This is a genomic window from Litchfieldella qijiaojingensis, assembly GCF_014651875.1.
In the GTDB taxonomy this organism is placed as follows: Bacteria; Pseudomonadota; Gammaproteobacteria; order Pseudomonadales; family Halomonadaceae; genus Litchfieldella; species Litchfieldella qijiaojingensis.
Window position 1 is genome coordinate 258457 of sequence record NZ_BMXS01000003.1, and the last position, 22925, is coordinate 281381.

The 22925-nt window shown below is 62.3% G+C and carries 19 protein-coding genes and 2 tRNA genes; 19 read left to right on the forward strand and 2 right to left on the reverse strand.

The window, feature by feature from the left end; all coding sequences use genetic code 11:
- The first annotated feature begins 230 nt into the window (after positions 1 to 230).
- The 6 genes from grpE to IE093_RS05390 all read left to right on the forward strand — a co-directional run bounded on the left by grpE (position 231) and on the right by IE093_RS05390 (position 6847).
- Positions 231 to 860, forward strand: coding sequence for a nucleotide exchange factor GrpE (gene grpE / locus IE093_RS05365; RefSeq protein ID WP_189466897.1), 630 nt, complete (start codon positions 231 to 233; stop codon positions 858 to 860).
- A gap of 114 nt (positions 861 to 974) precedes the next feature.
- Positions 975 to 2906: a molecular chaperone DnaK gene (gene dnaK, locus IE093_RS05370; protein WP_189466899.1), complete on the forward strand. Its 1932-nt coding sequence runs from the start codon at positions 975 to 977 to the stop codon at positions 2904 to 2906.
- A gap of 94 nt (positions 2907 to 3000) precedes the next feature.
- Positions 3001 to 4146 (forward strand): molecular chaperone DnaJ, encoded by a 1146-nt coding sequence (gene dnaJ, locus IE093_RS05375; protein WP_189466901.1) that lies wholly within the window; start codon positions 3001 to 3003, stop codon positions 4144 to 4146.
- Between the two features lie 126 nt (positions 4147 to 4272).
- Positions 4273 to 5523 carry an NAD(P)/FAD-dependent oxidoreductase gene (locus IE093_RS05380; RefSeq protein ID WP_189466903.1) on the forward strand — a complete coding sequence of 417 codons (1251 nt, stop codon included), beginning with the start codon at positions 4273 to 4275 and terminating at the stop codon, positions 5521 to 5523.
- Between the two features lie 70 nt (positions 5524 to 5593).
- Positions 5594 to 5875, forward strand: coding sequence for a DUF2218 domain-containing protein (locus IE093_RS05385; RefSeq protein ID WP_189466905.1), 282 nt, complete (start codon positions 5594 to 5596; stop codon positions 5873 to 5875).
- A 54-nt stretch (positions 5876 to 5929) separates the two neighbouring features.
- Positions 5930 to 6847: a DMT family transporter gene (locus IE093_RS05390; protein ID WP_189466907.1), complete on the forward strand. Its 918-nt coding sequence runs from the start codon at positions 5930 to 5932 to the stop codon at positions 6845 to 6847.
- Positions 6848 to 6867: 20 nt separating this feature from the next.
- Here IE093_RS05390 and IE093_RS05395 read toward each other — a convergent pair whose 3' ends face one another.
- Positions 6868 to 8817: a Clp1/GlmU family protein gene (locus IE093_RS05395; RefSeq protein ID WP_189466908.1), complete on the reverse strand. Its 1950-nt coding sequence runs from the start codon at positions 8815 to 8817 to the stop codon at positions 6868 to 6870.
- A gap of 130 nt (positions 8818 to 8947) precedes the next feature.
- Between IE093_RS05395 and dapB the strand changes: the two genes are divergently transcribed.
- The 4 genes from dapB (at position 8948) to greA (ending at position 14921) form a co-directional block, all read left to right on the forward strand.
- The gene (gene dapB / locus IE093_RS05400) at positions 8948 to 9769 is read left to right on the forward strand and encodes a 4-hydroxy-tetrahydrodipicolinate reductase (protein WP_189466910.1); all 822 of its coding nucleotides are present in this window, start codon (positions 8948 to 8950) and stop codon (positions 9767 to 9769) included.
- A 250-nt stretch (positions 9770 to 10019) separates the two neighbouring features.
- Entirely contained in the window at positions 10020 to 11162 is a 1143-nt protein-coding gene (carA, locus tag IE093_RS05405) for a glutamine-hydrolyzing carbamoyl-phosphate synthase small subunit (protein ID WP_189466912.1), read from the forward strand.
- 55 nt (positions 11163 to 11217) lie between these two features.
- Positions 11218 to 14448, forward strand: a complete 3231-nt coding sequence (gene carB, locus IE093_RS05410) for a carbamoyl-phosphate synthase large subunit (RefSeq protein WP_189466914.1) — start codon at positions 11218 to 11220, stop codon at positions 14446 to 14448.
- On the forward strand, positions 14445 to 14921 hold the full coding sequence (gene greA, locus IE093_RS05415) for a transcription elongation factor GreA (RefSeq protein ID WP_189466917.1): 477 nt from the start codon (positions 14445 to 14447) through the stop codon (positions 14919 to 14921). The genes carB and greA overlap by 4 nt, the downstream gene beginning before the upstream one ends.
- 121 nt (positions 14922 to 15042) lie before the next feature.
- Here the strand turns inward: greA and IE093_RS05420 are convergent, their stop codons facing one another.
- Positions 15043 to 15369, reverse strand: coding sequence for a YhbY family RNA-binding protein (locus IE093_RS05420; protein WP_189466919.1), 327 nt, complete (start codon positions 15367 to 15369; stop codon positions 15043 to 15045).
- Between the two features lie 138 nt (positions 15370 to 15507).
- Between IE093_RS05420 and rlmE the strand changes: the two genes are divergently transcribed.
- From rlmE to rimP, 9 genes are all read left to right on the forward strand, one after another.
- On the forward strand, positions 15508 to 16185 hold the full coding sequence (rlmE, locus tag IE093_RS05425; RefSeq protein WP_189466921.1) for a 23S rRNA (uridine(2552)-2'-O)-methyltransferase RlmE: 678 nt from the start codon (positions 15508 to 15510) through the stop codon (positions 16183 to 16185).
- Between the two features lie 166 nt (positions 16186 to 16351).
- On the forward strand, positions 16352 to 18334 hold the full coding sequence (gene ftsH / locus IE093_RS05430; RefSeq protein ID WP_189466923.1) for an ATP-dependent zinc metalloprotease FtsH: 1983 nt from the start codon (positions 16352 to 16354) through the stop codon (positions 18332 to 18334).
- Positions 18335 to 18487: 153 nt separating this feature from the next.
- A complete protein-coding gene (gene folP, locus IE093_RS05435) occupies positions 18488 to 19351 on the forward strand; it encodes a dihydropteroate synthase (protein ID WP_189466925.1) in 864 nt (287 codons plus the stop codon).
- Positions 19348 to 20694 carry a phosphoglucosamine mutase gene (gene glmM, locus IE093_RS05440; protein WP_189466926.1) on the forward strand — a complete coding sequence of 449 codons (1347 nt, stop codon included), beginning with the start codon at positions 19348 to 19350 and terminating at the stop codon, positions 20692 to 20694. Before folP ends, glmM begins: the two co-directional genes overlap by 4 nt.
- 131 nt (positions 20695 to 20825) lie before the next feature.
- Entirely contained in the window at positions 20826 to 21575 is a 750-nt protein-coding gene (tpiA, locus tag IE093_RS05445; protein ID WP_189466928.1) for a triose-phosphate isomerase, read from the forward strand.
- Between the two features lie 4 nt (positions 21576 to 21579).
- Complete coding sequence (secG, locus tag IE093_RS05450) at positions 21580 to 21939, forward strand: preprotein translocase subunit SecG (protein ID WP_189466930.1); 360 nt, start codon at positions 21580 to 21582, stop codon at positions 21937 to 21939.
- Positions 21940 to 21969: 30 nt separating this feature from the next.
- Positions 21970 to 22056: transfer RNA gene (locus tag IE093_RS05455), tRNA-Leu, on the forward strand.
- A 108-nt stretch (positions 22057 to 22164) separates the two neighbouring features.
- Positions 22165 to 22241 (forward strand) — tRNA-Met (locus IE093_RS05460).
- 206 nt (positions 22242 to 22447) lie between these two features.
- Positions 22448 to 22909, forward strand: a complete 462-nt coding sequence (rimP, locus tag IE093_RS05465) for a ribosome maturation factor RimP (protein WP_189466932.1) — start codon at positions 22448 to 22450, stop codon at positions 22907 to 22909.
- The last annotated feature ends 16 nt before the right edge of the window (positions 22910 to 22925 follow it).

A 22925-nucleotide genomic window follows, 5' to 3' on the forward strand; every position in this document is an offset into this window, starting at 1 on the left:
GGCATGACACCCGTGCAACACGGGGTTCCCATGAAAATGTCGGTTCTGTGTGTTTATACAGTAGTTAGCATAACCCTTCAATCTTCAGTTGCAACGGATTGTCCATGATCCCTTGAGATTCATGGGGGTATCCCCATATACCCTGAAACTCTCGTCGTAACACCGTTTTTCGTTAAGCCAAATGTACGTCGAAGACGGCCCGGTGCCGTTTTCGTTGTTAGGAGATGCTCATGGCCAAAGAACCTCAGACGCCCGTCGAAGAGGAAGTGGAACGCACCGAACGTGAAGGCGAGCCCCAGTCAGGGCCAGTGGAAGGTGAGCTGGAAGAGGCCGATGCGACCGAAGCCGCCGAGGAACGGACAGCGGACGCCGAGAACCTGGCCGAACCCGAAGCCGAGGTGCTGGCCGCGCGCGTCGAGGAGCTCGAGCAGAGCCTGGCCGAGGCCAAGGACCAGACGCTGCGTGCCGCCGCCGAGGCGCAGAACGCGCGCCGGCGTGCCGAGCAGGATATGGACAAGGCACGCAAATTCGCGCTGGAGAAGTTCGTCAAGGAGCTGCTGCCAGTGGTCGACAGCCTCGAGAAGGCGCTGGATGCCATGCAGGAAGACGCCAACGAGACACATCGCGAAGGTGTGGCGATGACACTGAAAATGCAGCTCGATGTACTGGCCAAGTTCGGCGTCGAGGTGATCGAGCCTGAGGGCGAACCGTTCGATCCACAGTATCACGAAGCCATGGCCATGGTGCCCAACCCCGAGCTTGAGCCCAACACTGTGATGGAAGTGATGCAGAAGGGCTATCTGCTCAACGGTCGCCTGGTACGCCCGGCCATGGTGGTGGTGAGTCAAGCGGCGAGCTAACGACACGAAACGGGGGTTGGACTTGAAATGGTCGTGGCAACCCCCACATAGACGTCAATTCCGCGGTAAATGCCGCAAAAAGTGAATCAGTGACACGAATTTCGAGGATTTCCTATGGGACGCATCATCGGTATTGACTTGGGGACGACCAACTCCTGCGTTGCTGTGCTCGACGGCGACAGCGCCAAAGTCATCGAGAACGCCGAAGGTGGCCGCACCACACCGTCCATCATCGCCTACACCGATGATGGCGAGATCCTGGTGGGCCAGGCGGCCAAGCGCCAGGCGGTCACCAATCCCAACAACACCCTGTACGCCATCAAGCGACTGATCGGCCGTCGTTTCTCCGACGATGTGGTGCAGAAGGACATCAAGATGGTGCCCTACAAGATCGCCGAGGCCGACAACGGCGATGCCTGGGTGGAAGTGAAGGGCAAGAAGTTGGCACCGCCGCAGGTCAGCGCCGAAGTGCTGAAGAAGATGAAGAAGACGGCGGAAGACTATCTGGGTGAAGAAGTCACCGAGGCGGTCATTACCGTACCGGCTTACTTCAACGACTCCCAGCGCCAGGCGACCAAGGATGCCGGCCGCATCGCCGGTCTCGAGGTCAAGCGCATCATCAACGAGCCGACCGCGGCGGCGCTGGCCTATGGCATGGACAAGACGCGTGGCGACAAGACCATCGCCGTCTATGACCTGGGTGGCGGTACCTTCGACATCTCGATCATCGAAGTGGCCGACGTCGACGGTGAAACCCAGTTCGAGGTGCTGGCTACCAACGGCGACACCTTCCTGGGCGGCGAAGACTTCGACATGCAACTGATCAACTACCTGGTCGATCAGTTCAAGGCCGACAGCGGCATCGACCTGTCCGGCGACAACCTGGCCATGCAGCGCCTCAAGGAAGCCGCCGAGAAGGCCAAGATCGAGCTGTCAAGCGCTCAGCAGACCGATGTCAATCTGCCTTACATCACCGCCGACAACACCGGGCCCAAGCACCTCAATGTCAAGGTGACCCGTGCCAAGCTGGAGTCGCTGGTGGAAGACCTGGTGCAGCGTTCCATTGGGCCGTGCAAGACCGCACTGGCCGATGCCGGCTTGTCGTCGTCCGAGATCGATGACGTGATCCTGGTCGGCGGCCAGACTCGCATGCCGCTGGTGCAGAAGAAGGTCGCCGAGTTCTTCGGCAAGGATGCACGCAAGGACGTCAACCCGGATGAAGCCGTGGCCGTGGGTGCCGCGATCCAGGGTGGTGTGCTGGGCGGTGGCGTCAAGGACGTGCTGTTGCTTGACGTCACTCCGCTGACACTCGGCATCGAGACCCTGGGTGGCGTGATGACGCCGCTGATCGAGAAGAACTCGACCATCCCGACCAAGAAGACTCAGACCTTCTCGACCGCGGACGACAACCAGACGGCGGTGACCATTCACGTGCTGCAGGGCGAGCGTAAGCAAGCGAGTCAGAACAAGTCGCTGGGCCGCTTCGACCTGGCCGACATTCCGCCGGCGCCGCGTGGCGTGCCGCAGATTGAAGTCTCCTTCGACATCGACGCCAACGGTATCCTGCATGTCTCCGCCAAGGACAAGGCCACCAACAAGGAGCAGTCGATCGTGATCAAGGCCTCCAGCGGTTTGACCGAGGAGGAGATCGAGCAGATGCAGCGCGACGCCGAGGCGCATGCCGAAGAGGACAAGAAGTTCGAGGAACTCGTGCAGTTGCGTAACCAGTCCGACGGCATGGTTCACGCCGCGCGCAAGACGCTCGAGGAAGCCGGCGACAAGGCCAGTGCCGACGAGAAGCAGAAGATCGAAGCCGCGATCTCCGATCTTGAGGAAGCTATCAAGGGCGATGACAAGGATGCCATCCAGGCCAAGCTGGATGCCTTGACCGAAGCTTCCGGCGCGCTGGCGCAGAAGATGTACGCCGAGCAGGCCGAGAGCGCTCAGGCGGGCGGAGACGACGCTGGCGCCGGCGAGAAGAAGAAGGAAGACGACGTGGTCGATGCCGAGTACGAAGAAGTCAACGACGACCAGAAGAAGCAGTAACCACGACGTCAGATGCTAGGGACGACGCCAGCGCGGGGGCAGCATGACTCCCGCGTTGGCGTTTGCGTAGCGCCGATAGGAGGCGGACAGATCCATGTCCAAACGTGACTATTACGAGGTGCTGGGCCTGGAGCGCGGAGCCGATCAGAAAGAGGTCAAGAAGGCGTATCGGCGGCTCGCCCAGAAATATCACCCCGACCGCAATCCCGGTGACGAGACCGCGGCCGAGAAGTTCCGCGAAGTCTCCGAGGCCTACGAGGTCCTGGCCGACAGCGAGAAGCGAGCCGCTTACGACCAGTTCGGTCATGCCGGGGTCGAAGGCCAGGCCGGTGGCTTCGGCGCGGGCGGTTTCGGTGGCGCTGGTGCCGGTGGCTTCAGCGACATCTTCGGCGACGTGTTCGGCGATATCTTCGGAGGCGGTGGCGCGCGGCGCAGCCCCAATGCCCCGCAACGCGGCTCGGACCTACGTTACAACCTCGAGCTCGACCTCGAGGATGCCGTGACCGGCACCACCGTGGATATCCGTGTGCCACGCCATGTGGAGTGCGAGCGCTGCGATGGCAACGGCGCCGAACCGGGTTCCACCAAGGAAACCTGCCCGACCTGTGGCGGCCATGGCCAGGTGCGTATGCAGCAGGGCTTCTTTGCCGTGCAGCAGACCTGTCCGACCTGTCATGGCAGCGGGCAGATGATCAAGGTGCCCTGCCACAACTGTCATGGCGAAGGGCGCGTGCGCGAAACCCGCACCCTGTCGGTGAAGATTCCCGCCGGCGTGGATACCGGCGACCGCATTCGCTTGAACGGCGAGGGCGAGGCTGGTCTCAACGGCGGCCCGCCCGGAGATCTCTACGTGCAGGTGGCGATCAAGCCGCACCCGATCTTCCAGCGCGACGGGCGCAACCTGCAGTGCGAAGTACCGATCAACTTCGTCGACGCGGCGCTGGGCGGCGAGCTCGAGGTGCCGACCCTCGACGGCCGGGTCAAGCTCAAGATCCCGCCCGAGACACAGACCGGCAAGCTATTCCGTCTACGCGGCAAGGGCGTCAAGCCGGTGCGCGGTGGTCCCCCTGGCGACCTGCTGTGTAAAGTGGTGGTGGAAACCCCGGTCAAGCTCAACGAGCATCAGAAGGAGCTGCTGCGCCAGTTCCAGGATAGCCTCGGTGAGAGCAATAGCCACTCGCCGAAGAAGAGCAGCTTCTTCGACGGCGTGAGGAAGTTCTTCGAGGACATGAAGCCGTAACAAGGCGGTGATGTCTCATTGAGACAAGAAGCCCCGAGATCCAGTAGTCGGATCCGGGGCTTTGCCTTTACGGGGTCCATATCAGCGAATATCGTCAGAGTAACCCTTGTGTTAAGGACAAGCGGCATGACTCGCGACACCATCGTTCTGGGCGCCGGCATGGTCGGCACATCCATCGCCTTTCATCTGGCACGTCGGGGGCGCTCAGTGGTGCTGGTTGATCGGCGTGCGCCGGGTAAGGAGACCTCATTCGGCAATGCCGGCATCATCCAGCGTGAGGCAGTGCGGCCACATGCCTTTCCCCGCGACATGGCCACGCTGCTTCGGGTGCTGCCCAACCGACGTATCGACATCCGCTATCGCCCCCAGGGCATGCTTGCCGCGGCCGGGCCGCTGTGGGAGTACTGGCGGCACTCTGCGCCACACACTTATGCCGTGATCGTCCCTGAATATGCCTCGCTGATCATGCGCTGTACCGAGGAACACCAGGCCATGATCGAAGCGGCGGGTGTCGAGGCGCTGGTGCGCAAGGAGGGCTGGCTGGAGGGCTTCCGCACACAACGCGTCTTCGATGAGCAGCTCGCCATCGCACGGGATAACGAGGCTCGCTTCGGGGTGACGTATCAGGTGCTGGATAGCAAAATGCTCAAGGCCAAGGAGCCGCATCTCTCCGATGAGTTGATCGGTGCCATTCACTGGACCAATGCCTGGACGGTGGTCGACCCCGGAGGCCTGGTACAAGCCTATGCACAGGCATTCGAGGCGTTGGGTGGACATATCGAGCAAGCCGAGGCGCAGCAACTCGAGCAAACAGCCTCCGGCTGGCGGCTGACCACCACCACGGGCAGCCTGGAAGCCGAGGAGGTGGTGCTCGCCGCCGGGCCCTGGTCGCAACGCTGGCTGCGACCGCTGGGGTATCGGTTGCCGATGTTCCCCAAACGCGGCTATCACATGCATTACGCGATGCGTGATGTGGGCTGGCTTCATCACTGGTTGATGGACTTCGAGTCGGGCTTCCTGCTGGCTCCGATGCAGGCCGGCATCCGCCTGACCACGGGAGCCGAGCTGACCACCCTTGAAGGGCCGGCACGCCACGGCCAGCTCGATGCCGCCGAAGTGGTGGCGAGGCGACTGCTTCCCTTGGGGGAGCGGCGTGATCCCGAGCCATGGAGAGGCAATCGCCCCTGCATGCCGGACATGAAACCGGTGATCGGGCCCGCTTCCCGGCATGCCGGGTTGTGGTTCGCCTTTGGCCATGGCCACCAAGGGTTCACGCTCGGCCCGGTGACGGGACGCTTGATTGGGGAAATGATGGATGGCGAACCTCCCGCTGTGGATATGGCGCCATTTCGTGCCGAGCGCTTCGCTGACGCCTGAAGCTGCTGGTATTCCGGTGTCCGGGCGTCATAGTCTAAGGGTTGTTTTATCGATGGGAGTGGATACCGCCATGCCGATTTCCCGAGCCGAGATCGCCACCGATTCCGGGGCGAAACTGATCGATCGCCTGTGCAAGCACTGGGCCCACAAGCTCGATGTCGAGAAGAGCGAAGGGCAGGCACGGGTGACCTTCGAGGCGGGCACCTGCCTGATGTACGCCAAGGATGGCAAGTTGACCGTGGCGCTCGAGGCGTTGGACGACGAGAGCTTGGATCGCCTGGAAGAGGTGGTGGATAGCCACCTGGTGCGCATGGCGGGCAAGGAAGACCTGGATATCGTCTGGGAAAACTGATCGCCCGTGTCGCGTGGTAGGCAGGGCGCTTCGTCTCGAGGCCAGGGAGCGTCCATGCGCGTTACGTCTGCCCCACCCAGTGCCCGTCAGGCCCATCTGGGCATGCTGTTATGGGCGATGCTGGTGGGGCTGTCGTTTCCTGCCGTAGGGCTGGTCAGCGAGGCGCTGCCGCCGCTGTTGCTCACTTCCCTGCGTTTCATCATCGCCTCCCTGGCCTTGTGGGTCCTGGCCCGTCGGGCGATGGACTGGTGGCCGAGTGGCCGCTCACTTGCGCTTTATTCCCTGATGGGGCTGTGTCTGGCAGGTTTTTTTGGCGCCATGTTCTGGGCCGCCCATCATGCCACGGCACTGTCGATGGCGACGCTGTTCGTCAGCGTACCGTTGCTGGCCTTCGTGTTGGGGCTGTTCGCGCGAGTCGAGCGCCTGGCCTGGCGGTTGCCGGCGATTCTGGCGCTAGGCGCCTTGGGGGCGCTGGGTCTGGCCTGGGCGGAGTCGCGATATGGCGGTTCCGGCATGCGCTTTGGTCGGGGCGAAGCGGTGTTCTTCATGGGCTGCCTGTCTTCGGCGCTGTATCCGGTGCTCAGCAAATGGGGGCTGTCGCGGGGATGGCTGTCGCAATCCGCGGCGGCACGTACCTTCTGGAGCCTGGCGATTGGGGCCCTGTTGATCGGACTTGCCGGGTTGGGGCTGGAGCCTGTGGCCAACCTGGCGGTGATGACGGGTCGCGATGCGCTGCTGCTGATCTACCTGGGGCTGTGCTCCAGCGCGCTGACCTTCTGGTTGTTGCAACGGGCCACGGCGGCGCTGACGCCTGGGGCGGTGACGGCCTACAACTATCTGGTCCCTTTCGTATCGATGCTGTTGCTGTTCATCCAGCAGCCTGGACAGATCGGCTGGGTGTGGCTTCCCGGCAGTGGCTTGGTGCTCATGGCCATGGCCCTGCTGTTTTGCAATGGCCGGGCTGCCTCCTGAGGTTTGGCGCTAGCGACAGGTTAACCGGAGATGGCATCAGGCGGAATCGTCACCCGGGGGCAGGCGGCACGAATCTCAGCGTAGAGGGCTTGCAAGTCGTTGCTGTGGCGCCGCGAGAAGTGGAAGGGTATCAGTCTTTCCACCCGGGCTGCCGCGGCGATCTCGCCGCAGGCTCGGGCAGTAAGGTGTCCAGTGTTCGTGGCTTGGTCCGCCTGGCACTGGCGGAAGGGAGCTTCGCAGATCAGTGTGTGCGCCTCACGGGCCAGATCGATCAATCGCCGGCGGTTGTCTGGTGTGTCGCCGAGGTCAGTGGCATACACCAGTCGCAGCCCCGGCTGCATCAACAGGAGCTTTTCTGCCAGCGTGTCCACGCGTGCGGTGCTGCCATCGGGCAGTGCGATCATGGCGTCCGGTTCTTCGGTCAGCACCTTGTGCTTGAGCTCACCGAGCCAGGGCCCCGGTGGCCAGCCGTGAGCGATCAGGCGTTCCTTGCGCACATTGACCTGGGTGCAGGGCTCGAAGGCGAAGGCAAGCACCGGTGTGCCATGATCCAGTGTCACTGCGCGCACGCGAAACCAGGGCTCCTGGCGCAGGATGCCATCGATGACCGGCTGCGACGGCAGGGGCGTCGGGTTCGCCTGGCCGGCTGCAATACGGTAGCGTCGCAGTCGCTCGCCATGCAGCTCGCCGACCTCGAAGCGTGGTGCCTTGTTGCCCACCCGGTCCCAGAGCACGCCGCGCACCATGCCGGCCAGGTGCTGGGCGAGTCCCGGTGGGCCATACAACCGACAAGGAGGGAACTCCCCTATTCGCGAGCGCAACAGCCAAAGGAAGCCGGCGACATGGTCGAAGTGGGCGTGACTGATGAATACATCGCTGATCTGGTGAGCGAGGCGTGCCGGCAAGCGGCCGACGTCTCCCAGGTCGAATAGCAGACTGCGCCGCTGATGTCGCAAGCGCAGATGCAGCGCCGGGTCGCCATAGACGCCATTCACCAGCGTTGCTATCGCCATACCGAGGCGTATCACCGGGTGAGGGCCGCCATTGCCCGTCAGTCGCCGGGATGACGCGACCAGCTCGGGAGGAGGGCGCTCATGCTCGACGGGCTCGCGATGTTGGCGTGCGGTGGTCAATTGCCCATCCTGGTTGCGCTGGGCATCGCGGATCGCCACTGCTCTTACTGGTCGCGTCGGCAATGCTGCGCGTATCCGCAGCCGTGTGCCGTCCAGTGCAAGCACTTCCCCCAGCGCCAGGGTGTTCCGCGCGGCATCGAGTAGGCCAATCTGCCGGCCACGCCAAGCCTCGGGAGCAGAGCGCGGCGGAGGTGTGCCGAGCACCGCCAGGGTCGCCAAGTCCAGGCTCTGCTCGACACCATCCTCCAGGTAGGCCTCCCAGATGGCGGTGCGATGCTGTGCTCGGGTGAGCCGCCCGGGGTAGTGGGCCTGCGGATCGGCGTCCAGGTGCAGGGTGGCGAGGCCTAGTGCACGGCACTCTTCGGCGAGTGGTGGCGCTACGCCTGGTGGTGCCAGTACGACCAGGGCCTGTGCTGCGCTGGCATCAGCCAGGGCCGGGAGCAGTTCGGCGCCAGCGGTGCCACGTACCACGCCGGGAGGATCGATCAACAGCGGCCAGCCATGGCTGGCGCTGGCTAACCGTCGTACCGCCTCGGTCAACGGTAGGCGGAAGCGAGCGGCATCCAGAGTGCTCAACGCCTCGAGGTGTTGCAGCTCCCACTGGCCCTGGTGCCAGTACCCTAGGCTTGCCGCCCCGGGAGGCCCGAAGGCGGGAGATCCCGGGTCGGTGCTCAGGCAGTGGCAGGAGCGCCCCAGGGCTTCCAGTGTGGCGGCAATTCGCGCGGCAAGAGTCGACTTGCCACTGCCCGGGGCGCCCGCGAGCAACACTCGCTGATGATGCTCGAGCAGGGGCAACAGGGGGTGGTCTTGGGGGAGTGGGGAGACTTCCGGCCACATGGGGCGCTCTCCTTTGCCTATAAGGCAAGTGTGGCCAATTTCGTGGCGACCGCCCAAGAGCAGGCCTCCGTGACTCGCCCGCCTTTGGTATACTGCCGTCATTGTCAGACTATCGAATTCAGGAGTTCGCATGACCCGCACCGCAGCTCGTATTGCCATTATGGGCGTCGCTGGCCGCATGGGCCGCACTCTGGTCGCCGCCGTGGAACAAGACCCTGACGCCACCCTCGCCGGTGGGGTCGTCGAGTCGGGCAGCTCACTGGTTGGGGCGGATATCGGCGAACTGGCCGGGCAGGGCAAGCTGGGCGTATCAGCGGTGGGGTCGTTGGCCGAGATCGTCGATGACTTCGATGTGCTGATCGATTTCACCGCGCCACAGGTGACGCTTGCCAACCTGGCCTTCTGTGCCGAATATGACAAGCGCATCGTGATCGGCACTACCGGCCTGAACGACGAGCAGCTTGCCGAGCTTGACGGCTATCGTGACAGGGTGCCGATGGTCTTCGCCCCGAACATGAGTGTCGGGGTCAATCTGAGCCTCAAGCTGCTCGAGACCGCCGCCAAGGCGCTGGGCGACGAGGGTTACGACATCGAGGTGATCGAGGCGCATCATCGCCACAAGGTGGACGCGCCCTCCGGCACGGCGTTGAAGATGGGCGAGGTAGTGGCTGGCGCCTTGGGGCGAACCCTCAAGGAGCACGGCGTGTTCGCCCGCGAGGGGCAGTGCGGGCCGCGTGCCGACAAGGAGATCGGTTTCGCGACGGTGCGTGCCGGCGACATCGTCGGCGAACATACGGTGCTATTCGCCACCGAGGGCGAGCGTATCGAGATCACCCACAAGGCGAGCAGTCGCATGACCTTCGCCAAGGGCGCGGTGCGTGCGGCACGCTGGGTCGCCGGGCGCGAGGCGGGACGCTATGATATGCAGGACGTGTTGGGCCTGACGGACTAGCCTAACAGGAGCAAATCCTGTAACATCCCCAAAATTTTGGCCGGGCGCCGGGTGTGACATCCGTGTTAGCGCTTGTTGAGTCGGGCCACAGGCATTCCGAGCGAATGACAACAAGCGGGATGAAACCGGTCTTCATCGGGTTTCGTCCCGCTTTTTTACGACTCGATCCCGGCACCGGCCAGGTGATTCACCCGTCGGATGAGAGGTAGTCTCGTCGGACGATCTCACAAGAGCATGGGAGGAAGTTGCGTTGAACAGACCCGCGATACTGGCCTTGGAAGATGGTAGCGTGTTCCATGGCACGGCCATCGGCGCCGATGGGCAAACCAGCGGTGAGGTCGTGTTCAATACGGCCATGACCGGCTACCAGGAGATCCTTACCGATCCCTCCTACACTCGACAGATCGTTACCCTGACCTATCCGCATATCGGCAATACCGGCGTCAATGACGAGGACGTCGAGTCCAGCACCATCGCATGCGCCGGCCTGGTGATCCGTGACTTGCCGCTTCTGGCCAGCAGCTTCCGTAGCGAGCGCTCGCTTTCCGCTTACCTGAAGAGCCAGAATGTGCTGGGCATCGCCGATATTGATACTCGTCGCCTGACACGCATCCTGCGCAACAAGGGCGCCCAGAACGGCGCTATCCTTGCCGGGGCAGAGGCCGAGGGTGAGGATGCCGTCACGCGTGCCCTGCAGGCAGCCCGTGATTTCCCGGGGCTCAAGGGCATGGATCTGGCCAAGGTGGTCTCCTGCCGGGCACCTTACGAATGGAGCGAAGGCGAGTGGTCGCTGGGAAGCGGCTATGCCGATACCAACGGTGACCGTCCCTACCATGTGGTGGCCTACGACTACGGCGTCAAGCGCAATATCCTGCGCATGCTGGCCTCGCGCGGATGCCGTCTGACCGTCGTTCCAGCACAGACTCCCGCTGCCGAGGTGCTGGCCATGAGCCCGGACGGCGTGTTCCTGGCCAATGGTCCGGGCGATCCCGAGCCCTGCGACTATGCGATTGCCGCCATCCGCGAAATCCTCGAGACCGAGATCCCGGTATTTGGCATCTGTCTCGGTCATCAGCTGCTGGCGCTGGCCAGCGGTGCGTTCACGGTAAAGATGAAATTCGGCCACCATGGCGCCAACCATCCGGTCCAGGACCTCGATACCGGGCAGGTGATGATCACCAGCCAGAACCATGGCTTCGCCGCCGACGAGGCGACCCTGCCGGCCAATGTGCGGGCCACCCATCGTTCGCTGTTCGATGGTTCGTTGCAGGGTATCGAGCGTACCGACCGCCCGGCCTTCAGCTTCCAGGGTCACCCGGAGGCGAGCCCCGGCCCGCGCGATGTCGCGCCGCTGTTCGACCGCTTCGTCAAGATGATGCAGGAACGCCGCTGAGCGCGCGTCACCGTCAGATCGTCCGTTTTTCACCGAATTAGCCGCGGGAACCGTCATGCCCAAGCGTACCGACATCAAGAGCATCCTGATCATTGGCGCAGGCCCGATCGTCATCGGCCAGGCCTGCGAATTCGACTATTCCGGCGCCCAGGCGTGCAAGGCGCTGCGCGAGGAGGGTTACCGGGTCATCCTGGTCAACTCCAATCCGGCGACCATCATGACCGACCCGGTGATGGCGGATGCCACCTACATCGAGCCGATTACCTGGCAGGCGGTGGCCAAGATCATCGAGGCCGAACGCCCCGACGCCCTGCTGCCGACCATGGGTGGCCAGACCGCGCTCAACTGTGCCCTGGACTTGGACGAGCACGGCGTGCTCGACAAGTTCGGCGTGGAAATGATCGGTGCCAACGCCGATGCCATCAACAAGGCCGAGGACCGTGACCTCTTCGATAAGGCGATGAAGAACATCGGCCTGGAGTGTCCCAAGGCCCAGGTGGCGCACTCCATGGACGAGGCCTGGGAGATCCAGGGCGAGCTGGGCTTTCCGGTGATCATTCGCCCGTCCTACACTATGGGCGGTTCCGGTGGTGGCGTGGCCTACAACAAGGAGGAGTTCGAGGAGATCTGCACCCGCGGCTTCGAGCTCTCCAACAACCATGAGCTGCTGATCGACGAGTCGCTGCTGGGTTGGAAGGAGTACGAGATGGAGGTCGTTCGCGACAAGAGCGACAACTGCATCATCGTCTGCTCGATCGAGAATTTCGACCCCATGGGCGTGCACACCGGCGACTCGATCACCGTGGCGCCAGCGCAGACGCTGACCGACAAGGAGTACCAGATCATGCGCGACGCCTCATTGGCGGTGCTGCGCGAGATCGGCGTCGAAACCGGTGGCTCCAACGTTCAGTTCGGCGTCGATCCCGACACCGGGCGCATGGTGGTCATCGAGATGAACCCGCGAGTGTCGCGCTCCTCGGCGCTGGCCTCCAAGGCTACCGGCTTCCCGATCGCCAAGATCGCCGCCAAGTTGGCGGTTGGTTACACCCTGGACGAACTCTCCAACGACATCACTGGTGGGGCCACGCCGGCATCGTTCGAGCCATCGATCGACTACGTGGTCACCAAGATTCCGCGCTTCACCTTCGAGAAGTTCCCGCAGGCCAATGACCGTCTGACCACCCAGATGAAGTCGGTGGGCGAAGTGATGGCCATCGGCCGTACTTTCCAGGAGTCGTTGCAGAAGGCGCTGCGTGGCCTGGAAACCGGCAATGATGGCCTCGATCCCAAGGTCACCAGCTTCGACGAGGAGGCCCTTGCGCATATCAAGGGGGAGCTGCAGACAACGGGCGCCGAGCGTATCTTCTTTGTCGCCGATGCCATGCGTGCCGGCATGAGCGTCGACGAGATCTTCGCCTTGACCAACATCGACCGCTGGTTCCTGGTTCAGCTCGAGGACCTGGTGCGTACCGAGTCCGAGGTCAGCCAGCGCTCACTTTCCGAGTTCGGCACCCGCGAGTTGTTCGTACTCAAGCGCAAGGGCTTTTCCGACGCGCGCCTGGCCAGCCTGCTCGGTGTTGCCGAGAAGGAGCTGCGCAAGACGCGCCAGAAGCTGGGGATCCGGCCGGTTTACAAGCGTGTCGATACCTGTGCCGCTGAGTTTGCTTCCAGTACCGCCTACATGTACTCCACCTACGAGGAGGAGTGCGAGGCGGATGTCAGCGACCGTCAGAAGATCATGGTGCTGGGCGGCGGGCCAAACCGCATCGGGCAGGGCATCGAGTTCGACTACTGCTGCGTGCATGCGGCACTGGCGATGCGCGATGACGGTTACGAGACCATCATGGTCAACTGCAACCCGGAGACCGTGTCCACCGACTATGATACCAGTGATCGCCTCTACTTCGAGCCGGTGACCCTGGAGGACGTACTGGAAATCGCCGACAAGGAGAAACCGGTCGGTGTGATCGTGCAGTTCGGTGGTCAGACGCCCCTCAAGCTGGCCCGCGAGCTCGAGGCCGCCGGCGTGCCGATCATCGGCACCACGCCGGACGCCATCGATCGCGCCGAGGATCGCGAGCGTTTCCAGCAGATGATCGACAAGCTGGGTCTCAAGCAGCCGCCCAATGCCACCGCGCGCAGCTTCGAGGACGCCTTCGTCAAGGCCGAGACCATCGGCTACCCGCTAGTGGTGCGCCCCAGCTATGTGCTGGGCGGTCGGGCCATGGAGATCGTCTACACGCCGAGCGAGTTGGAAGGCTACATGACCCATGCGGTCAAGGTTTCCAACGACTCGCCGGTACTGCTCGACCACTTCCTCAACGCGGCCATAGAGATCGATATCGATGCCGTCAGCGACGGAGAGCAGGTGGTGATCGGCGGCATCATGCAGCATATCGAGCAGGCTGGGGTGCACTCCGGCGATTCCGCCTGCGCCCTTCCGCCCTATTCCCTGCCGGCGGAGGTTCAGGACGAGATGCGCGATCAGGTCAAGCGCATGGCCGTGGAGTTGGGAGTGGTTGGCCTGATGAACGTACAGCTGGCCTGGCAGGATAATGAAATCTACGTCATCGAGGTCAACCCGCGCGCCTCGCGCACCGTACCCTTCGTTTCCAAGTGCATTGGCATCTCGCTGGCCCAGATCGCTGCGCGCTGCATGGCCGGCAAGACGCTGGCCTCCCAAGGCTTCGAGCGTGAGATCGTGCCGCACTTCTACAGCGTCAAGGAAGCAGTATTCCCGTTCAACAAGTTCCCCGGCGTCGATCCCATTCTGTCGCCGGAAATGAAGTCCACCGGCGAGGTGATGGGCTCGGGTGCCACCTTCGCCGAGGCCTTCTACAAGGCCCAGTTGGGTGCCGGTGAGGCAATTCCCGCTCTCGACGGTGAACGTAAGGCCTTCCTTTCGGTGCGCGATCCGGACAAGATCGGCGTTATCGAGGTGGCGAGATCTTTGTTAGGATTAGGGTTCAGTTTATGTGCCACTCGTGGGACTGCGGCCGCGCTCGAGGCTGCCGGTCTGGCGGTGGACGTCGTCAACAAGGTCTATGAGGGCCGCCCGCATATCGTCGACATGCTCAAGAACGATGGGGTGGCCTATATCGTCAATACCACCGAGGGTCGCCAGGCGATCAGCGACTCATCGGTAATCCGCCGCACTGCTCTCGCCCGCAAGGTACCTTATGCCACGACGCTGGCAGGTGCCCGGGCAGTGTGCATGGCATTGGAATACGGCAATGAGATTACCGTGCGGCGGTTGCAAGACTTGCATGCAGGAGCGACACAATGAACAAGGTCCCGATGACCGTCGCAGGCGAAGCCAGATTGCGTGAAGAGCTGGAGCGACTCAAGGGAGTCGAACGTCCCAAGGTGATCAATGCGATCGCTGAGGCGCGTGAGCATGGCGATCTCAAGGAGAACGCCGAGTACCACGCGGCTCGCGAACAGCAAGGGTTCATCGAGGGGCGAATCCAGGAGATCGAAAGCAAACTGTCGACTGCGCAGGTGATCGATGTCACCAAGCTGCCCAGGACCGGCAAGGTGATTTTCGGTGTGACCGTCGAGCTGTTCAATCTGGATACCGACGAGGCCGTGCGCTATCGCATCGTCGGTGAGGACGAGGCCGATATCAAGGCAGGCAAGATCTCGGTAACCTCGCCCATCGCCCGTGCCCTGATCGGCAAGGAAGAAGGGGATGTGGTGATGGTCAGGACTCCCGGCGGTGAAGTCGAATACGAGATCGGCGGGGTCGAGCACCTCTGAGCTACGAGCTACGAGCTAAAAAAAGCCCGCGACATAGTGTCGCGGGCTTTTTGTGAAGCTGCTCGATATTCGATATTGCTCGCGGTTCGGAGCCCGAGGCTCGATGCCGGCGCACCAGCGCCTAGTGGCGCCCGTGGTGGTTTTCGAAACGCTTGATATTGGAAAGCTTGGGGTTGGCCTTGGGATTGTGACGGTAGAGCAACGCTATCTTGCCGATGGTCTGCACCCGTTCGGCACCGCTTTTGGCGATCAGTTGGTCGAGAACGATGGCGCGGTCGTCTCGCTCGGTGATGGCCAGCTTGATCTTGACCAGCTCATGATCGGTCAGGGCACGCTCGAGTTCGGCCAGTAACCCCTCGCTGACACCGTTCTCGGACACCGTGACCACCGGGCTGAGATGATGGCCAATACTACGGAATGCTTTCTTTTGTGCCTGTGACAAGCTCATGGTATCGTGACGTTTCCTGTTGCACTGAACGCGTCATGGTACGGTGAAAGTTGCAACGGTGAAAGCGCCATCCGCAGTCTTGATGCAGGCTCCCCCCGCAATCTTCGTGATTCCCGGTTTAGATACGCAGGTGATGTTGTGGCTCGTGCCTCCCGCTCCAGCAAGACTTCCGCGCCTCGCCGCGGTTCCAGCAAGAGCGCTGCCAGTAAAACCAGTGCCGGCTGGCTCAAGGAGCATTTCGATGACCAGTATGTGCAGCGCAGTTGGCAGGATGGCTATCGCTCGCGTGCCAGCTACAAGCTGCTCGAACTCGATGCCAAGGACAAGCTATTCAAGCCGGGCATGACGGTGATCGACCTGGGGGCCGCCCCGGGAGGCTGGAGCCAGGTTGCGGCCGAGAAGGTCGGTGATCGCGGAATGGTGATCGCATCCGATATCCTTGAGATGGAGGCTGTGGCCGGTGTGACGTTCATTGCCGGCGACTTCACCGAAGACGTGGTGCTCGACGCCATTCTCGCCACCCTGGACGAGAGGCCGGTAGACCTTGTGATGTCCGATATGGCCCCCAATATGAGTGGTATGGCCGCCATCGATCAGCCTCAGGCGATGTATCTCGTCGAGCTGGCCCTGGACTTGGCGCGTCGGACACTGGCACCTGGCGGCCATTTTTTGGCCAAGGTATTCCAGGGTGAAGGATTCGATGACTTCCTGGCGGAGCTGCGTGACAGTTTCACCAAAGTGGTTACCCGCAAGCCGGGGGCCTCGCGCGCGCGTTCACGCGAGGTCTACCTGCTGGCGCAAGGATTTCGAGGCTAGACGCCGACGGCCGATAGCGATGGACTAACGAGACGATAGCCGGACACGTGGGCCGAATATGGCAAAGTGGTCGAGGCTGGCATGGATGGCTGAACGCCCACTTGTACTGTAGTGTCGAACCACTAGGCTCGTTTAGTAGACCGATTTTAGCAATGAGGGTACTCCCTTGAATGACATGGCGAAGAACCTGATCCTGTGGTTGGTCATCGCAGCGGTGCTGCTGACGGTGTTCAACAACTTCAGCGTCGACAGCACGCCGCAGACGATGAACTACTCGCAGTTCGTCCAGCAGGTACAGAATCAGCAGGTCCGTAGCGTGACCATCGATGGTTACACTATTACCGGTGAGCGTACCGATGGCTCTCATTTCCAGACCATCCGGCCTTCGGCGGAAGACCCCAAGCTGATGGATGACCTGTTGTCCAACAACGTCACTGTGGTCGGTAAGGAACCCCAGGAGCAGAGCCTGTGGACTCGGCTGCTGATCGCCAGCTTCCCGATCCTGATCATCCTGGCCATCTTCCTGTTCTTCATGCGTCAGATGCAGGGCGGCGCAGGTGGCAAGGGCGGGCCGATGAGCTTCGGCAAGTCCAAGGCCAAGCTGCTGTCCCACGATCAGGTCAAGACCACCTTCGCCGATGTCGCCGGCTGCGACGAAGCCAAGGAAGAAGTCGAGGAGTTGGTCGACTTTCTGCGCGACCCAAGCAAGTTCCAACGCCTGGGCGGGACCATCCCGCGTGGCGTGCTGATGGTCGGTCCGCCGGGGACCGGTAAGACCTTGCTGGCCAGGTCGATTGCCGGTGAGGCCAAGGTGCCGTTCTTCTCGATCTCCGGTTCCGACTTCGTCGAGATGTTCGTCGGTGTCGGTGCGTCCCGTGTGCGCGACATGTTCGAGCAGGCCAAGAAGCAGGCGCCGTGCATCATCTTCATCGACGAGATCGATGCCGTGGGTCGTTCGCGTGGTGCCGGCATGGGCGGCGGCAACGACGAGCGCGAGCAGACCCTGAACCAGTTGCTGGTGGAAATGGACGGTTTCGAGGCCAATGAAGGCATCATCGTCATCGCCGCCACCAACCGTCCCGACGTGCTCGATCCGGCGCTGTTGCGCCCGGGCCGCTTCGACCGCCAGGTTACCGTTGGCTTGCCGGATATCCGTGGCCGTGAGCACATTCTCGGTGTGCACCTGCGCAAGGTGCCGCTGGCCGAGGACGTCAAGCCCCAGTTGATCGCGCGAGGCACGCCGGGCTTCTCCGGCGCCGACCTGGCCAACCTGGTCAATGAGGCGGCACTGTTCGCGGCGCGTCGCAACAAGCGCCTGGTCAGCATGGAAGAGCTGGAGCTGGCCAAGGACAAGATCATGATGGGCGCCGAGCGCAAGTCGATGGTCATGTCCGAGAAAGAGAAGCGCAATACCGCCTATCACGAGTCGGGCCACGCCATCATCGGTCTGGTGATGCCCGAGCACGACCCGGTGTACAAGGTCACCATCATTCCGCGCGGACGGGCCTTGGGCGTCACCATGTTCCTGCCGGAAGAGGATCGCTATAGCCTCTCGCGTCAGCAGATCATCAGCCAGATCTGCTCGCTGTTCGGCGGCCGTATCGCCGAGGAAATGACGCTGGGGCCGAACGGGGTGACCACCGGGGCTTCCAACGACATCAAGCGGGCCACCGAGTTGGCACACAACATGGTCGCCAAGTGGGGCCTGTCCGATGAGATGGGGCCGCTGATGTACGACGAAGACGAGTCGCACCAGTTCCTTGGCGGACCGGGTAGTGGTGGCAAGCTCAAGTCTGGTGAAACCACCACCAAGCTCGACAAGGAGGTGCGCCGGATCATCGACGAGTGCTATGCCAAGGCGCGCCAGATCCTCGAGGACAACCGCGATAAGCTGGACGCCATGGCCGAAGCCTTGATGATGTATGAGACCATCGATGCCGATCAGCTCAAGGACATCATGGAAGGCCGCAAGCCACGTCCGCCCGAGGGCTGGAACGATCCGAGCGGCGGCACCCCGGCGGCCGATGAGCCGAAGGCCGATTCGCCATCGAGCGTGCCGGAACCGGCCGATGATGGCGACGAGGAAGAAGATGAGGACGGCCCGCGTCGTCGGCCTTCCGACCCCTTGGGAGGGCCAGCTGGCCACTGACAAACCGGATGTCCGTCGTAATGAAGGCGCCCTCTGGGGCGCCTTCTTGCACCTTGGCTGGGTGCTGATTACAGTGGGCGTTTTTCTTGAGAGGCACCTGCCGCCGCACGATGGCGCAGTGGCAGGTGTTTTCCATCGGCAGGATCCTGCTCCATGACTGACACTTCGACAGCGGCCCCCTTGCATTGCGGCCGGCATCGGCTCGACCTTTCCTATCCCCGGGTGATGGGGATCCTCAATGTCACTCCCGACTCCTTCTCGGACGGTGGCCAGCACACCGCGATCGACGATGCCCTGCACCATGCCGAGAGGATGCTGGCCGAAGGTGCGGCGATCATCGACGTGGGGGGAGAGTCGACTCGTCCTGGCGCTACACCGATTTCTCCGCAGCAAGAACTGGATCGCGTGGCTCCGGTGGTCGAGCGCCTGGTGCGCGAACTCGATGCGTTGGTTTCGGTGGATACCAGTGCACCGGAGGTGATGCGAGAGGTGGCTCGCTTGGGAGCCGGCATGCTCAATGACGTGCGTTCACTACGACGCGAAGGTGCCCTGCAGGCTGCCACCTGTAGCGGTTTGCCGGTGTGTTTAATGCACATGGTCGGCGAGCCGGGGGACATGCAGTACGCCCCACACTATGATGTGGATATCGAGGAAGCGGTGCTGACCTTCCTCGACGAGCGGATCGCCGCCTGTGAGGCGGCCGGTTTGCGCCGTTCGCGCCTGATTCTCGACCCGGGGTTTGGCTTCGGCAAGACGGTCGAGCATAATCTGCGACTGCTTAATCGCATGGATCGTTTGCAGACACTGGGGCTGCCCCTACTGGCCGGGATGTCGCGAAAGAGCATGATCGGCAAGGTGCTGGAGCGACCTGTGGAGGAACGCTTGGCCGGTGGGCTGGCATTGGCTGCGCTGGCTGTCGAGCGTGGCGCCCGGATTTTACGTGTTCACGATGTTGGGCCCAGCGTGGATGCGGTCAACATGACTTGGGCCGTTCTACAGGAAGGCTTGGAGCCATGACAAGACGTTATTTTGGCACCGACGGCATTCGCGGTACCGTTGGCGAATATCCCATTACCGCAGATTTCATGCTCAAGCTGGGTTGGGCCATGGGGCGGGTGCTCGCTCGAGATGGCCGGGCCAAGGTGTTGATCGGCAAGGATACCCGGATTTCCGGCTACATGTTTGAATCGGCTCTGGAGGCGGGCTTGTCCGCGGCAGGTGTCGACGTGTCGCTGTTGGGGCCGATGCCGACACCAGGCATCGCTTACCTGACGCGCACTTTCCGGGCAGATGCGGGGATCGTCATTTCGGCCTCACACAATCCCTTTGCCGACAATGGCGTCAAGTTCTTCTCCGCCGAGGGCACCAAGCTCGATGACGGCATCGAAACGCGTATCGAGGAAGAGCTCGACAAGCCTCTGACCACGGTCGCCAATGATGCGCTGGGTAAGGCGGTACGCATCAACGACGCACCGGGACGCTATATCGAGTTCTGCAAGTCGACGATACCCGACCGGGTCAGCCTGCACGGACTCAAGATCGTGCTCGATTGTGCCCATGGTGCCACCTATCACATCGCCCCCAGCGTGTTCCGTGAGCTGGGGGCCGATGTCAGCCTGGTCGGCGCCACCCCCGATGGCCTGAATATCAATCAGCAGGTGGGCTCGACCCACCCGGCCAGTCTGCGGGCGGCGGTGATCGGGGCAGGCGCTGATCTCGGTATCGCCTTCGACGGTGACGGTGACCGGGTACTGCTGGTCGATGCCGATGGCCGCGAAGTGGATGGCGACGATATCCTGTACCTGATCGCGCGCGACCGTCATGCGCGCGGTGAACTGGGCGGCGGTGTGGTCGGCACCCTGATGTCCAATTTCGGTCTGGCTGCGGCCTTGGAGGAGATGGGGGTGCCCTTTGAGCGCGCCCAGGTCGGCGACCGTTACGTCACCGAGCGTCTCGAGGCCAACGGCTGGCAGTTGGGGGGTGAGTCCTCGGGACACATCGTCTGTGGCCATGTGCAGACCACCGGTGACGGTATCGTCTCGGCGCTGCAGGTGGTGGCGATCATGGTCCGCGAGGGTGTGCCGCTGGCTCGGCTGCTGGAGGGGTTCGAGAAGGCTCCTCAGGCATTGGTCAATGTGCGTTTGCCCTCCGATGTCGACCGTGCCGCGTTGATGGCCAGCGACGACCTGAAACGTTCCGTGGCCGCAGTGGAGGCCGAGTTGGGCGACGAGGGGCGGGTGTTGTTGCGGCCGTCGGGCACCGAACCCCTGGTCCGGGTGATGGTCGAAGGGCGGCCGCACCTGGATGTCGCTGGCCTGGCTCAGCGTATTGCCAGTGACGTCGAAACGTTACTGGCATGAGTTCTTGCCCCCGTGTTGGTGGCGCAGCTATCGAGGTTGGGACGTGCGCGGTTGCTTCGGTTGCCATGTCCTGGTTGTCATGCTAGGAGCGCTCCTATACCATTTCGCTCCATCTTGAGAGAGGACCGCTTATGCGAACGGCACTGATTGCCGGCAATTGGAAGATGAACGGGTCACTGGCGCTGGTCGAGCGCTTTGCTCAAGCCTTTGTCGAGACACGCTTGCCGGCAGGTGTCGAAGTGGCGCTGATGGTACCGTCACCTTATCTGGATGCGGCCCGGGGAGCATTTGGCGGTACGCCGGTGGCAACCGGGGCGCAAACGCTCCATCCGGAATCCAATGGTGCCTTCACCGGCGAAGTCAGCGGTGCGATGCTGGCCGAACTCGGCGCTCGCTATGTGTTGGTCGGTCATTCCGAACGACGCAGCCTGTTCCACGAAGACGATGCTGCGGTGCTGGCACGGGTCAAGGCCGCACTCGTCGCGGATCTGACACCGGTCCTATGCGTTGGCGAGAGTCTTGAAGAGCGCGAGGCAGATCGTACCGAAGCCGTGGTGCTGGGGCAGGTGACCGCGGTTCTCGATGCTCTTGAGCCCGCAGAGCGAGAGCGGCTTGTCATCGCTTATGAGCCGGTATGGGCAATCGGGACCGGCAAGACCGCCACTCCCGAGCAGGCGCAAGCTGTGCACGCTGTGATCCGCTCCCGACTCAGGGAATATGACGCAACGTTGGCCGAGGGCATGCGCCTGTTGTACGGTGGCAGCATGAAGGCGGCCAATGCTGCGGAGTTGCTCGTGCAACCCGACATCGACGGCGGCCTGGTAGGCGGGGCTTCACTCAAGGTCGACGATTTTCTAGCCATTTGCCAGTCAGCAGGTTAAACCCATGCAAGTTGCCATTCTCATGATCCATGTGGCGATCGCCATCGCCTTGGTCGCTCTCGTCCTGCTGCAACAGGGCAAGGGGGCAGAAGCTGGTGCCGCCTTTGGGGGCGGTGCCTCCCAAACCGTGTTCGGTTCACGTGGCAGCGGCAGTTTCCTGTCCAAGCTTACCGCCGTGCTTGCCGCATCCTTCTTTGCGACCTCGCTGACTCTGGCCTATTTCGCCTCCCAAACTGGCGAAGCCCCCGAGGCCGGAATCCCGGATGCGCGCGTGATCGAACAGCAAAACGGCGTGCCTACCCTTGACGAAGAGGCAGGAGACGTGGATAATGCCGCGCCAGTGCTGGAGGAAAGCAGCGACTGACGTCATTGCTTTTCCAACGCGCTCCCCGATGCCGAAGTGGTGGAATTGGTAGACACGCTATCTTGAGGGGGTAGTGACCTTATGGTCGTGCGGGTTCAAGTCCCGCCTTCGGCACCAACTGAATGCCGCCTGTCAGTGGACGTTCAGCGCAAGATTGGCATGCCGGCGATGCTACGTTTTCTTGACGAAATCGTGAGTCTCTCTTATAATCGCCGACCTGTATGATGCGGGGTGGAGCAGTCTGGTAGCTCGTCGGGCTCATAACCCGAAGGTCATCGGTTCGAATCCGGTCCCCGCTACCATTTCGCCGAAGTCATTGCCTTGTCGAGGGGCCTCGGTGAGTGGTGTGAAAGGTTTCTTGTAAAAGGCCCCTTCCAATGAAGGGGCTTTTTGTTAGCAGCTCATCTGTTGACCGTTCAGGTGTTAACAGCAATGCCAATCAGCCACCTAGCTTTTTCATGAACTCCTGGTCAGGTGCCTGATGCAACGGCTGTAGGAGTCTTCGTCTGTGGCAATCAAGGACGCGGCGCTGTATGCGCTCATCGAGCCAGTGGTGACATCCATGGGCTTCGAACTCTGGGGAATCGACTATCTTTCCCAGGGAAAACATTCCCGACTGGTGATCTACATCGACAGCTCCGAAGGGGTGTCGGTGGAGGATTGTGCCAGTATCAGCCGACAAGTGAGCGCCGTGCTCGATGTCGAGGATCCGATCGCTGGCGAGTATCGCCTGGAAGTGTCCTCACCTGGAATGGACCGTCCGCTGTTCACCCTCGACCACTTCGCGCGCTTCAAAGGCCATGTGGTTGCCCTCAAGCTGCGCACACCCTTCGAAGGTCGGCGCAAGTTCCAAGGGCTGTTGGCTGGGATCGAAGGTGACGAAGTGTTGTTGCAACTCGACGGCGAAGAGTACTGCTTTCCCATCGATACCATCGATCAAGCGCGGATCGTTCCGCAGTTCGATGCTTAAGGACTGGTTTTCAGGC

Coding starts and splice junctions, on each gene's coding strand:
- IE093_RS05380 (WP_189466903.1), top strand. CDS start 4,273: ATGACTCGCGACACCATCGTTCTGGGCGCCGGCATGGTCGGCACATCC.
- carB (WP_189466914.1), top strand. CDS start 11,218: ATGCCCAAGCGTACCGACATCAAGAGCATCCTGATCATTGGCGCAGGC.
- IE093_RS05395 (WP_189466908.1), bottom strand. CDS start 8,817: ATGTGGCCGGAAGTCTCCCCACTCCCCCAAGACCACCCCCTGTTGCCC.
- tpiA (WP_189466928.1), top strand. CDS start 20,826: ATGCGAACGGCACTGATTGCCGGCAATTGGAAGATGAACGGGTCACTG.
- IE093_RS05420 (WP_189466919.1), bottom strand. CDS start 15,369: ATGAGCTTGTCACAGGCACAAAAGAAAGCATTCCGTAGTATTGGCCAT.
- greA (WP_189466917.1), top strand. CDS start 14,445: ATGAACAAGGTCCCGATGACCGTCGCAGGCGAAGCCAGATTGCGTGAA.
- glmM (WP_189466926.1), top strand. CDS start 19,348: ATGACAAGACGTTATTTTGGCACCGACGGCATTCGCGGTACCGTTGGC.
- IE093_RS05385 (WP_189466905.1), top strand. CDS start 5,594: ATGCCGATTTCCCGAGCCGAGATCGCCACCGATTCCGGGGCGAAACTG.
- dnaJ (WP_189466901.1), top strand. CDS start 3,001: ATGTCCAAACGTGACTATTACGAGGTGCTGGGCCTGGAGCGCGGAGCC.
- folP (WP_189466925.1), top strand. CDS start 18,488: ATGACTGACACTTCGACAGCGGCCCCCTTGCATTGCGGCCGGCATCGG.
- grpE (WP_189466897.1), top strand. CDS start 231: ATGGCCAAAGAACCTCAGACGCCCGTCGAAGAGGAAGTGGAACGCACC.
- secG (WP_189466930.1), top strand. CDS start 21,580: ATGCAAGTTGCCATTCTCATGATCCATGTGGCGATCGCCATCGCCTTG.
- IE093_RS05390 (WP_189466907.1), top strand. CDS start 5,930: ATGCGCGTTACGTCTGCCCCACCCAGTGCCCGTCAGGCCCATCTGGGC.
- dapB (WP_189466910.1), top strand. CDS start 8,948: ATGACCCGCACCGCAGCTCGTATTGCCATTATGGGCGTCGCTGGCCGC.
- dnaK (WP_189466899.1), top strand. CDS start 975: ATGGGACGCATCATCGGTATTGACTTGGGGACGACCAACTCCTGCGTT.